General features: G+C 66.9%; 10 protein-coding genes. 1 reads left to right on the forward strand and 9 read right to left on the reverse strand.

The window, feature by feature from the left end; translation table 11 throughout:
• Positions 1–271: 271 nt before the first annotated feature.
• The 9 genes from recO to rpoE all read right to left on the reverse strand — a co-directional run bounded on the left by recO (position 272) and on the right by rpoE (position 8,940).
• Positions 272–991 (reverse strand): DNA repair protein RecO, encoded by a 720-nt coding sequence (recO, locus tag AC5P6X_RS18425; protein WP_005410598.1) that lies wholly within the window; start codon positions 989–991, stop codon positions 272–274.
• A gap of 18 nt (positions 992–1,009) precedes the next feature.
• Positions 1,010–1,906, reverse strand: a complete 897-nt coding sequence (era, locus tag AC5P6X_RS18430; RefSeq protein WP_005410599.1) for a GTPase Era — start codon at positions 1,904–1,906, stop codon at positions 1,010–1,012.
• A complete protein-coding gene (rnc, locus tag AC5P6X_RS18435; RefSeq protein ID WP_005410600.1) occupies positions 1,903–2,583 on the reverse strand; it encodes a ribonuclease III in 681 nt (226 codons plus the stop codon). The genes era and rnc overlap by 4 nt, the downstream gene beginning before the upstream one ends.
• Positions 2,573–2,956: a DUF4845 domain-containing protein gene (locus AC5P6X_RS18440; protein WP_005410601.1), complete on the reverse strand. Its 384-nt coding sequence runs from the start codon at positions 2,954–2,956 to the stop codon at positions 2,573–2,575. The genes rnc and AC5P6X_RS18440 overlap by 11 nt, the downstream gene beginning before the upstream one ends.
• Before the next feature lie 52 nt (positions 2,957–3,008).
• Positions 3,009–3,803, reverse strand: a complete 795-nt coding sequence (gene lepB / locus AC5P6X_RS18445) for a signal peptidase I (RefSeq protein WP_005410602.1) — start codon at positions 3,801–3,803, stop codon at positions 3,009–3,011.
• A 54-nt stretch (positions 3,804–3,857) separates the two neighbouring features.
• Entirely contained in the window at positions 3,858–5,651 is a 1,794-nt protein-coding gene (gene lepA / locus AC5P6X_RS18450; RefSeq protein WP_005410603.1) for a translation elongation factor 4, read from the reverse strand.
• Positions 5,652–5,831: 180 nt separating this feature from the next.
• Complete coding sequence (locus AC5P6X_RS18455) at positions 5,832–7,367, reverse strand: DegQ family serine endoprotease (protein ID WP_005410604.1); 1,536 nt, start codon at positions 7,365–7,367, stop codon at positions 5,832–5,834.
• Between the two features lie 74 nt (positions 7,368–7,441).
• Complete coding sequence (locus AC5P6X_RS18460; RefSeq protein WP_049402273.1) at positions 7,442–8,323, reverse strand: sigma-E factor negative regulatory protein; 882 nt, start codon at positions 8,321–8,323, stop codon at positions 7,442–7,444.
• Entirely contained in the window at positions 8,320–8,940 is a 621-nt protein-coding gene (rpoE, locus tag AC5P6X_RS18465; protein ID WP_005414197.1) for an RNA polymerase sigma factor RpoE, read from the reverse strand. Before rpoE ends, AC5P6X_RS18460 begins: the two co-directional genes overlap by 4 nt.
• Before the next feature lie 235 nt (positions 8,941–9,175).
• On the opposite strand from rpoE, the gene AC5P6X_RS18470 reads away from it, so the two are divergent.
• Positions 9,176–11,239, forward strand: a complete 2,064-nt coding sequence (locus AC5P6X_RS18470; RefSeq protein WP_043034534.1) for a 3-hydroxyacyl-CoA dehydrogenase NAD-binding domain-containing protein — start codon at positions 9,176–9,178, stop codon at positions 11,237–11,239.
• Positions 11,240–11,825: the final 586 nt, after the last annotated feature.

Here is an 11,825-nt window from a genome sequence, read left to right on the forward strand (position 1 = left end):
ACGCCCAACCCCGGTCTTGCCGTGTGCGCAGGACAGCGCACACGAGCAAGCGGCGACCGAGCTTACATGGGTGAGGGCGCTTTGCTTGCGAAGCACTGCTTCGCAAGCGCCCGAACGCACAGCCGCCAGCGGCTGGGCCGGACCCCGGAGGGGGACTTGCAGCGCCCCCCGCAACCGGACCCACCCCGCCATCCCACGGAATGCATGCTGTTGTTGTTGCTGTTGCTTTGGCCTCGGCAGGTGCAGGGCTGCAAGCCCTGCCGAACACCCCCTACCTGCGGGGCGCGAGCTGCTCGAGCATTTCCCAGGACTTCAGGCCGCGTGGCCCGAGGTGATGGGCCAGCACCCGCCGCATCGGCAGGCGCAGGCTGGCCAGGTCGGCGGCAGCGGGCTCTTCGTCGGCCGCCAACGCCAGCAGCGCCGAGCCAGTGGCCGCCGCCCGGCGTTCCCCACCACGCTCACTGAGCAGGCGCTGCGCGCCTTCCTGTGGGTCCAGCTCGTAGCGCGCGGCCGGGTCGATCGGCTGGCCGTCGCTGGCACTGTCCAGTTCGAAACCCAGGCCCAGCGCGGTCAGCAGCTCGCGCTCGAAACGACGCAGCGTCCAGGCCAGGCCGGCACCGACCGCCAGCCGTGCGCGCGCTTCGCCATAGGCCAGATACAACTCAGGCAACGGATCCTGGCGAGGTGCCAGGCGCAGGGTCAGTTCACTCAGATAGAAGCCGGCCAGCATCGCCTGGCCGACCAGGCGCGGGGCCGCATCCAGCGCTTCAGCGCCGCGCAACTGGGCCAGTTCACCGCGCTGCTGGGCGCTGAAGCGGATCCACTGCAATGGCTGCAGGGCAGCGCGCAGCACCTGGCCCTTGGCGGTTGACACACCACGCGCGAGCAGGCCGACGCGGCCATGCTGCGCGCTCAACACCTCGACCAGCAGGCTGGTCTCGCGGTAGGCCCGCGCATGCAGCACGAAGCCGGTGTCGTCCTCGATCATCATCGAAGCGACCGCAACGGCTTACTCGTAACCGAAGGCCTTCAGCGCGGCCTCGTCATCGGACCAGCCTTCACGCACGCGCACCCAGGTCTCAAGGAACACCTTGGCCCCGAACAGACGCTCCATCTGCAGGCGGGACTTGGCGCCGATCTCCTTGAGGCGGGCGCCGCCCTTGCCGATCACGATGGCCTTCTGGCCTTCGCGCTCGACCCAGATCACCGCGCCGATGCGCAACAGGTTGCCGTCCTCGGTGAAGCGCTCGATCTCAACGGTGGTAGCGTACGGCAGCTCTTCGCCGAGCTGGCGCATCAGCTGCTCGCGTACCAGCTCGCCGGCCAGGAAACGCTGGCTGCGGTCGGTGATCTCGTCCTCGCCGAACATCGGCGGCGCTTCCGGAAGCAGCTTCAGCACGTCGCGCACCAACGCTTCCAGGCCATTGCGCTTCTGCGCCGAGATCGGATGCACGGCAGCGAAATCACGGCCTTCGGTCACCTGCTGCAGGAACGGCAGCAGCGCGCCCTTTTCCTTCAGGCGATCGATCTTGTTGACCACCAGCACCACCGGAATGCCGGCATCGCGCAGCACATTGAAGGCCAGGCTGTCTTCTTCATCCCAGCGACCGGCCTCGATCACCAGCAGGCCGGCATCGACGCCCTCCAGCGAGCCGCGCGCGGCACGGTTCATCACCCGGTTCATCGCCCGCTTCTGCACCTTGTGCAGGCCGGGGGTATCAACCAGCACCAGCTGGCCTTCCGGGTAGGTGGCGATGCCCAGCAGGCGATGGCGCGTGGTCTGCGGACGGTTGGAAACGATGCTGACCTTCGCACCGACCAGGGCATTGGTCAGGGTCGACTTGCCCACGTTCGGGCGGCCGATGACGGCCACGCTGCCGCAATGATGAGGAGTTTGTTCGCTCACTTGGAATCCAGTTGTTCTAGGACGGCCGCAGCCGCCTGTTGTTCGGCAAGCCGCCGCGAGGCGCCTTCGCCCTCGGTGCTGGCGGCCGGGTCGGCTACGTTGCAGCGTACCCGGAAGTGCTTGGCATGGTCGTCACCGGATTCTGACACCAGTTCATACTGCGGCAACGCCTTCTGTCGGGCCTGCAGCCATTCCTGCAGGCGGGTCTTGGGGTCCTTCTCGGGACGGCCGGAGGCCGGCAGCGCCTCGATCGAAGCGCTGAACCAGGGCAGTACCACCGCCCGGCAGGCCTCGAAGCCGGCATCCAGGTAGATCGCAGCCACCACGGCTTCCACTGCGTCGGCCAGGATCGAGTCGCGGCGATGACCGCCGGACTTCATTTCGCCCGGGCCCAGGGTCAGCCGCTCGCCCAACTGCAGGGTGCGCGCGATCACCGCCAACGCACCTTCGCGCACCAGCTCGGCACGGGCACGGGTCATCGCCCCTTCGTCAGCCTTGGGCCAGCGTCGGTACAACGCCTCGGCCGCCATCATGTTGACGATGCTGTCGCCGAGGAACTCCAGGCGCTCGTTGTGCGGCGCACCGGCACTGCGATGCGTCAGCGCCTGCTTGAGCAGGGCCGGGTCGCTGAAGGCATGACCGATCAGGTCGCCACGTTGGATGAATTTACTGGGCACCGCTTCGTGTCAGGTCCTGGGAAGAATCGAATTTGCCAACCACATCGAGGTTGCCGATCAGCTGGCGACGCACTTCGTAGTTGACCTTGAGGGTCCAGCCATTGTCGCGACGGTCGAACTTCACGTTGGCCGGCTTCACATTGTCCGAGTAGTTGATGTACAGGCGCTTGAAGAACAGGTCCTGGATCCGCGACGGCTCCATGCTGCCCACGCCCGGCTCGTTGGCCAGGCTCTTCATCGCCGAGCGCACGGCGTAGTACTCCTGGTACATCGGGAACAGCTTCATGCCGATGTAGAGGAAGAAACCGACCACGATCAGGACCGTCAGGAACGAGGTCAGGGTCATGCCGCGCTGCGTGTTCATCGTCTTCATTGCGTTCTCCCCAGATACGCGTTGGATGTGAAGGTACTCAGTTGATGCCCGATCAGTTGATGCTCGAGCCGATCCGCGACGGCTCGAAGCCATCCTTGCAGAACCAGCCCTGGCAGTTCAGCCAGATCAGGAAGGCCTTGCCGCGCAGGTTCTCCTCCGGCAGCAGGCCCCAGAAACGGCCGTCGTCGCTGTTGTCGCGGTTGTCGCCCATCACCAGGTACTTGCCGGCCGGCACCGTCCACTGGCCCTGGCCGCGCGGGTAGTCGGTCTCCAGCACGGTGTGGGTGCGGCCCGGCAGGTGCTCGACCAGCAGGTTGGCGCCTTCGCCCTGGCCCTTGTGGCCGGCGTAGATGCCCTTGTTGTCGTACTTCAGCGGCTCGCCATTGAGGATCACGCCGTCGCCTTCGAAGACCACGGTGTCACCCGGCACGCCGATCACGCGCTTGATGAAGTTCTCGCCCTTGGCCGGGTCGTTGTCGCTGTGGCCGGGGAAGTGGAATACCACCACGTCGCCACGCGAGGGCTCGCCGAACGGCACGATCCTGGTGTTGCTGATCGGCAGGCGCAGGCCGTAGGAGAACTTGTTGACCAGGATGAAATCGCCGATCAGCAGGTTCGGCATCATCGAGCTGGACGGGATCTTGTACGGTTCGGCAATGAAGCTGCGCACGATCAGCACGATCGCCAGCACCGGGAAGAACGCACGCGAGTAATCCACCAGCACCGGCTCGGAATCGAGCAGGCCGGCGCGCTGGGCGCGACGCTTGGCGAGGTACAGCTTGTCCGCAAGCAGGATCAGGCCCGAGGCCAGGGTCAGCACGACCAGGAGGATCTCAAACAGTTTCATTCAGGGTCCTTTGCAACGTCACCGGACGACCGGCCCCGCAGGGCCGGTGCGGGATTACTTGTTGTCCATCTGCAGCACGGCCAGGAACGCTTCCTGCGGGATCTCCACGCGGCCGACCTGCTTCATGCGCTTCTTGCCTTCCTTCTGCTTTTCCAGAAGCTTCTTCTTGCGCGAAACGTCGCCACCATAGCACTTGGCCAGCACGTTCTTGCGCATGGCCTTGACCGTGGTACGGGCGATGATCTGCGAGCCGACCGCAGCCTGGATGGCGACGTCGAACATCTGGCGCGGAATCAGGTCCTTCATCTTCTCGCACAGCTCGCGGCCACGACGGTCGGCATGGCTGCGGTGCACGATCAGCGACAGTGCGTCGACCTTGTCGCCGTTGATCAGCACGTCCACGCGCACGAACGGGCCGGCGTCGAAGCGCACGAAGTGGTAGTCCAGCGAGGCGTAGCCACGGCTGACCGACTTCAGCTTGTCGAAGAAGTCCAGCACCACCTCGGCCATCGGCAGCTCATAGCTGATCTGCACCTGGCTGCCCAGGTAGTTGATGCCGATCTGGCTGCCGCGCTTTTCTTCGCACAGCTTGATGATGTTGCCGATGTACTCCTCGGGAGTGAGCACGTTGGCACGGATGATCGGCTCGCGGATCTCCTCGACCTGGTTCACCGGCGGCAGCTTCGCCGGGTTGTCCATGTTGATGATCGAGCCATCGGTCTTCAGGACTTCATACACCACCGTCGGCGCGGTGCTGATCAGGTCCAGGTTGTACTCGCGCTCCAGGCGTTCCTGCACGATTTCCATGTGCAGCATGCCCAGGAAGCCGCAGCGGAAGCCGAAGCCCATCGCCTCGGAGCTTTCCGGCTCGAAACGCAGCGCGGCATCGTTCAGGCGCAGCTTGTCCAGCGCTTCGCGCAGGTCCGGGTAATCTTCGGCATCGACCGGGAACAGACCGGCGAACACGCGCGGCTGCATTTCCTGGAAGCCCGGCAGCGGCTTCGGTGCCGGGTCGCCGGCCAGGGTCAGGGTGTCGCCGACCGGCGCACCGTGCACGTCCTTGATGCTGGCGGTGACCCAGCCCACTTCACCGGCACGCAGCGCAGGCAGCACTTTCCGCTTCGGCGTGAACACGCCGACGTTGTCGACCTGGTGATTGCGGCCGGTGGACATCACCTGCAGCTTGTCACCGGCCTTGATCTCGCCCTGCATCACGCGTACCAGCGAGACCACGCCCAGGTAGTTGTCGAACCAGGAGTCGATGATCAGCGCCTGCAGCTTCTCGGTGTCGCGCGGTGTCGGCGGCGGGATGCGATGCACGATCGCTTCCAGCACGTCCTGCACGTTCAGGCCGGTCTTGGCACTGACCGGCACGGCGTCGGAGGCGTCGATGCCGATCACGGCCTCGATCTCGGCCTTGGCGCGCTCGATGTCGGCGGTCGGCAGGTCGATCTTGTTGATCACCGGCACCACTTCCAGGCCCTGCTCCACCGCGGTGTAGCAGTTGGCCACGGACTGCGCTTCCACGCCCTGGGCCGCATCGACCACCAGCAGCGCGCCTTCGCAGGCGGCCAGCGAGCGACTGACTTCATAGGAGAAGTCGACGTGGCCGGGGGTGTCGATGAAGTTCAGATGGTAGGTCTGCCCGTCCTTGGCCAGGTACGGCAACGACACCGACTGCGCCTTGATCGTGATGCCGCGCTCGCGCTCGATCGGGTTGGAGTCGAGCACCTGCGCTTCCATCTCGCGGGCCTGCAGGCCACCACAGAGCTGGATGATGCGGTCGGCCAGCGTGGACTTGCCGTGGTCGACATGGGCGATGATGGAGAAGTTGCGGATGTTCCGCATCGAATCAGAAGACATAGGTGGCGGCGGCGCGCGGCGTCGTCAGGGTAACGGTCGATTATCGCATGCCCGGCGCCCCACCGCGAAAGCGGACTGCTCGGGCCCCGCCCGGAAAGGCCGAAGCCCCGCCAGGGCGGGGCTTCAGGGGAGACACAGGGGCCGCCGAAGCGGCCCCGGCGGGCCTTACTGGCCGGCCTTGACCGCCACGAAGGCGCTGTTGCCGTTGCCGGTGCGCACCAGCAGCATCACCACGTCGTCCTTCTTGTAGCTGGACAGCGCCCGGTTCAGGCTCTCCACGCTGCCGACCGGGGTACGGCCGACCTGCAGGATCACCATGCCCGGGGACAGGCCGGCATCACGCGCCGCCTGGCCCTTGACTCCGGTGATGCGCACGCCTTCGTTGCCATCCAGGCCGAACTGCTTGCGCTGCGGTGCGGTCAGGTCGCTCACGTCCAGCCCCAGCAGGGCATTGGCGCCGGCCTGCGGTGCCGCATCGGGCCTGGCGGCAGACGCCGCACGGGCATTGCCCTGACCGTCTTCGCTCAGCGCCGTGAGCGTGGCGCTGAGGTCGCGCGGCTTGCCGTCGCGGATCACCCCCAGCGTGACCCGGCTGCCCGGTGCCATCGCACCGATCAGCGGCGGCAGGTCGGACCAGCTGTTGACCGGGCTGCCGTTGACCGAACGCACCACGTCGCCGATCTGCACACCGGCCTTCTCTGCGGCACTGCCGGCGACGATCTGGTTGACCAGCGCGCCACGGCTGTCGGGCAGGCCCAGGCCCTGCGCCTTCAGCGCATCGATCGGCTCGACCACCGCACCCAGCTGGCCACGGGTGACCTTGCCACTCTTTTTGATCTGCTCGACCGCGCTCATCGCCAGGTCGATCGGGATCGCGAAGCTGATGCCCATGTAGCCGCCGGAGGCGGAGAAGATCTGCGAGTTGATGCCGACCACTTCGCCGCGGGTGTTCAGCAACGGACCGCCGGAGTTGCCCTGGTTGATCGCCACGTCGGTCTGGATGAACGGCACGTAGCGCTGGTCGGCGCCACCCGTGCTACGCCCCAGTGCACTGACGATACCGGCGGTGACCGAATGGTCGAGACCGAACGGCGAGCCGATCGCGACAACCCACTGGCCGGGCTTCAGCGTATTGGAATCACCCACGCGCACGGTCGGCAGGTTCTTGCCATCGATCTTCAGCAGCGCCACGTCGTACTGCTGGTCGCTGCCCACCACCTTGGCGTTGAACTCACGGCTGTCGCCCAGCTTGACCTTCACGTCGCTGGCATCGGCCACCACGTGGTAGTTGGTCAGCACATAGCCATCGGGCGAAATGATGAAGCCCGAGCCCATGCCGCGGCCCTTGATGCTGGGGCCACCGTCCGGGCCGCCCGGGCCCTGCCCCGGCATCGGGAAGTCCGGGCCGAAGAAGCGACGGAAGAACTCCGGCATGTCGTCGTCACCGCCCATCGGGCCCCGCGAAGCCTGGCGGTTGGTGCGGACGATGGTGGTGTCGACGTTGACCACACCCGGCCCGACCTGTTCAACAAGGTTGGTGAAATCGGGCAGGCCGGTAACCAGCGGCTGTGCCGGTGCCCTTGGCGCGGTGGCTGGAGCAGCCTGGGTCGGGGCGGCCGGAGCCGGTGCCTGCGCGCAGGCCACCAGCGGCAGGGTCAGGGCCAACAGGCCCATGGCCTGCGTGCGGAGTCGGGGAGTCATCGGACGGCAACCTCCGGATCGGATGGAAAGAGGAATACGGGCCCCGCTGACGGCGGGGCGTGAAAGCGCCCGGCTCAGTCGCGCGGGCGCGGCGGCACCGGCAGGTCGTCCTGCAGGCGCGGCTCGAACGGGTAGAAGGCGGCGCCACCGGTATGGGCCGGGAAGCTGGCATTGAGCGCGCCGCCGGCGGCAGGCGCCAGGCTGGAACGCGGCCACGGCCGCGCCTGCAGCCCACCGACCTCGCCAAACGGCATGTTGCGGCTGCCATTGGCCGGTATGGTCGGGGTCAGCGGCGCCTGCGCAGCAGCCACCGCGCGTTGCGGCACGTCCTCACGCTGGGCGGCACGCGCGGCCTGCTGGCTGCGGGTGGCACTGGCGCGGCGGGTGTCCTGGCGGCGACCGGCAGTGGCCATCGCCAGGGCGGGAGCCGCCGCCACAGCCATCGCGGCCGTGTCTGCAGAGGCTTCGGTAACCGGGGCAGGATCGGTCGGCACGGTCGGCAGCTCCGCCTGGCTGGCGATCACCTGAGGTGCCAACGGCTCGCCCGGGGTGGCTTCCTTCAGCTTCTCACCGCCCATGAACAGCGCCACCGCTGCCACTGAAGCGGCCAGTGCGGCACCACCGCCCCAGGCCCGCCAGCCACTGCGACGCACCTGACGGCGCGGCTCGGCCTGCGGCGCAGGCTCGGCGGCGATGGCAGCAGCCACGGCGGAACTGAACCCGGCCGGGGCCAGTGCCGACGCCTGCCCACGCATCACGTCGCCCAGCAGCTGCCAGCGCTCCTGGCAGCCGGCCAGTTCGGGGTCATGCTCCATCCGCCGCAGCAGGAAGCGCGCTTCATCGGCGCCCAGCTCGCCATCGACCAGGGCCGACAGCTGCTCGCGATGGCGCTGGTCCAGGCGCTGCCCGGCGGGCGATTGATGGTTCTGCGATTCGTTGAACGGGTTACTGGTCATACGCGGCTCTTCTCACGGGTGGCGCTGCCGATATCCAACAGCGGCCGGAGTTCGGTGTCGATCGCCTCGCGCGCCCGGAAGATCCGTGAACGCACGGTGCCGATCGGGCACCCCATTTTCTGCGCGATTTCCTCGTAGCTCAGGCCTTCCACCTCGCGCAGGGTGATCGCCGACCGGAGCTCTTCCGGCAGCGCGTTGACGGCCTTCATCACCGTCTGTTCCAGCTCCTGGCGCATCAACTCGCGTTCGGGCGTGTCGGTGTCGCGCAGGCGCGTACCACTGTCGAACTGTTCGGCATCGCCGATGTCGATGTCATCGGTCGGTGGCCGTCGATTGTGTGAAGCCAGGTAGTTTTTGGCGGTATTCACGGCGATTCGATGCAACCAGGTTGAGAACTGGGCGTCGCCACGGAAACTTCCGATCGCGCGATAGGCGCGGATGAAAGTGTCCTGGGCGACGTCCTGACATTCGCTCCAGTCGGCGATGTAGCGGCCGACAAGGGCCACCACGCGATGCTGGTACTTGCGCACCAGGACATCGAACGCGGCGCTCTCGCCGTGCTGCACGCGCCGGACCAGTTCCAGATCCAGCTCCTGTGGTGTATCAACCTCGGCCATGAGGGGCCGCACTCCTGTCAGCCCAACCGACGTCGGGCAATGAGACTGCCAATCCCGGGAAAAGTTCAGTCGCCGATCACCCGGCGCCGCACCAGCTTTTAACCACCGTTCCGTTAGCGTTCCGGTCCACGGCCATGGATCCGGGGTCGCCACTCCCCTGCTATTGGGATTTGACGCGGGGGAAACAACCTCTGGATCATAGCCGCTTCTCCATACACAACCGGATGGAACGTCCATGCTCTCAGGCTTCGATGGTCTCCGCTTCAGCCACTGGCACCCCGAGATCCGCGACGACGGCGTGGTGGTCCTCTCCCTGGATCGCCAGGACAGCAGCGTCAATGCCATGTCGCAGGATGTGCTGCTGGAACTGGGTGACCTGCTTGAGCGCATTGCACTGGACCCGCCCAAGGGCGTGGTGATCCAGTCGCTGAAGAAAGCCGGCTTCATTGCCGGGGCGGACCTGAAGGAGTTCCAGGAGTTCGACCGTCGCGGCACCGTCAACGACGCCATCCGCCGCGGCCAGGCTACCTACCAGAAGCTGGCCGAGCTGCCCTGCCCCACCGTGGCGGCCATCCACGGCCATTGCCTGGGCGGCGGCACCGAGCTGGCGCTGGCCTGCCGCTATCGCGTGGCCTCCAATGACAGCAGCACCCGCATCGGCCTGCCGGAAACCCAGCTGGGCATCTTCCCGGGCTGGGGCGGCAGCGCGCGCCTGCCGCAGCTGGTCGGCGCGCCAGCGGCAATGGACATGATGCTGACCGGCCGTACGCTGTCGGCCTCGGCCGCGCGTGGCATCGGGCTGGTGGACAAGGTGGTGGCACCGGCCGTGGTGCTCGACACCGCCGTGGCGCTGGCGCTGTCCGGCACCACGCGCCCGTTCAAGCAGCGCGCGACGGCCTGGGCCACCAACACCTGGCTGGCACGCACGCTGCTGGCACCGCAGATGGTCAAGCAGGTCGCACGCAAGGCCAAGAAGGACCAGTATCCGGCGCCCTACGCGCTGATCAGCACCTGGCAGCGCAGTGGCGGCAAGCCGATCCAGGCGCGTTTGGACGCCGAGCGCCGCGCGGTGGTGAAGCTGGCCAGCACCCCGACCGCGCGCAACCTGATCCGCATTTTCTTCCTCACCGAACGCCTGAAGGGCCTCGGTGGTGGTGATTCCGGCATCCGCCACGTGCACGTGGTCGGCGCCGGCGTGATGGGCGGTGACATCGCCGCCTGGGCCGCCTACAAGGGCTTTGAAGTGACTCTCCAGGACCGCGAGCAGCGCTTCATCGACCCGGCCATGGAGCGCGCGCAGGCGCTGTTCGCCAAGAAGGTGCGCGACGAGAGCAAGCGCCCCGCCGTGGCCGCGCGCCTGCGTGCCGACCTGGAAGGCAACGGCGTGGCCGAGGCCGACCTGGTGATCGAAGCGATCATCGAGAACCCGGAAGCCAAGCGTGCGCTGTACCAGACGCTGGAACCGAAGATGAAGCTGGACGCGCTGCTGACCACCAACACCTCGTCGATTCCGCTGGTGGAACTGCGCGACCACATCCAGCGCCCGGCGCAGTTTGCTGGCCTACACTACTTCAACCCGGTGGCGCAGATGCCACTGGTGGAGATCATCCACCACGACGGCATGGCGCCGGAGACCGAGCGCCGCCTGGCCGCGTTCTGCAAGGCGCTGGGCAAGTTCCCGGTACCGGTGGCCGGCAGCCCGGGCTTCCTGGTCAACCGCGTGCTGTTCCCGTACATGCTGGAAGCCGCCACCGCATATGCCGAAGGCATTCCGGGCCCGGTGATCGACAGGGCCGCGGTGAAGTTCGGCATGCCGATGGGCCCGATCGAACTGATCGACACCGTCGGCCTGGACGTGGCCGCCGGCGTCGGCCGCGAACTGGCGCCGTTCCTGGGCCTGCAGATTCCAGCAGCCTTGCAGACGGTGGAGCCGGACAAGCGCGGCAAGAAGGACGGCCAGGGCATCTATACCTGGGAAAACGGCAAGCCGAAGAAGCCGGACGTGGCCAGCGATTACCAGGCCCCGGCCGATCTTGAGGACCGCCTGATCCTGCCGCTGTTGAACGAGGCGGTGGCGTGCCTGCACGAAGGCGTTGTGGCCGATGCGGACCTGCTGGATGCCGGCGTGATCTTCGGTACCGGCTTTGCCCCGTTCCGCGGCGGTCCGATCCAGCACATCCGCGCAGTGGGAGCCGATGCGATCGTCGAACGGTTGAAGGCATTGCAGCAGCGCCACGGCGACCGTTTCGCCCCGCGCCCGGGCTGGGACAACCCCGCCCTGCGCGAACCAGTGGTTTGAGTTTATCGGCCGGGCCTGCGGCCCGGCGCCCGCAGAGGCAACCGCCGAAGCCAGAGCCAGAGCCAGAGCAACAGCCGGCTCTGGCTTTTCTGTTTGTTGGGCGGGACGGTGTCGGGTTGCGGGGACGCCGTAAACCCGTCCTTGGGGGCTTGGCCGCGGCATCCATGCCGCGGACACCCCGCAACCCGACACCGCCCCACCCCTGACAGTTTCCCGGTGACGGTGGGTGAACTGCGATGGCTGTAGGTGTCGACCTTGTTCGGCACGGATCATTACGAACTGGTGGGTGTCGACCTTGGTCGCCACCAGGAGCGAAGCGACCGGCGTTTGATTTTGATTTTCTTTTTTCTTCTCCGTGGCTGGACGCACACGGAAACTGTCAGAGGTCGGGCGGGGTGGATTCGCGGGGGTGTCCGCGGCATGGATGCCGCGGCCAAGCCTCCACGGACGGATTCACGGCGTCCCCCGCGAACCCACCCCGCCCGGCCAAGCGCGGCTTTTGCTTTACGCGACCAACCCCACAGCCACGAGGGGCTGCGCCGTTGGCTGGAACGCCCTGTTACCCATACGGGGCATGTCCCCGTCA

This window comes from Stenotrophomonas sp. YJH_SMC_40, assembly GCF_059368615.1.

Coding starts and splice junctions, on each gene's coding strand:
- recO (WP_005410598.1), bottom strand. CDS start 991: ATGATGATCGAGGACGACACCGGCTTCGTGCTGCATGCGCGGGCCTAC.
- AC5P6X_RS18440 (WP_005410601.1), bottom strand. CDS start 2,956: ATGAAGACGATGAACACGCAGCGCGGCATGACCCTGACCTCGTTCCTG.
- lepB (WP_005410602.1), bottom strand. CDS start 3,803: ATGAAACTGTTTGAGATCCTCCTGGTCGTGCTGACCCTGGCCTCGGGC.
- lepA (WP_005410603.1), bottom strand. CDS start 5,651: ATGCGGAACATCCGCAACTTCTCCATCATCGCCCATGTCGACCACGGC.
- AC5P6X_RS18455 (WP_005410604.1), bottom strand. CDS start 7,367: ATGACTCCCCGACTCCGCACGCAGGCCATGGGCCTGTTGGCCCTGACC.
- AC5P6X_RS18460 (WP_049402273.1), bottom strand. CDS start 8,323: ATGACCAGTAACCCGTTCAACGAATCGCAGAACCATCAATCGCCCGCC.
- rpoE (WP_005414197.1), bottom strand. CDS start 8,940: ATGGCCGAGGTTGATACACCACAGGAGCTGGATCTGGAACTGGTCCGG.
- AC5P6X_RS18470 (WP_043034534.1), top strand. CDS start 9,176: ATGCTCTCAGGCTTCGATGGTCTCCGCTTCAGCCACTGGCACCCCGAG.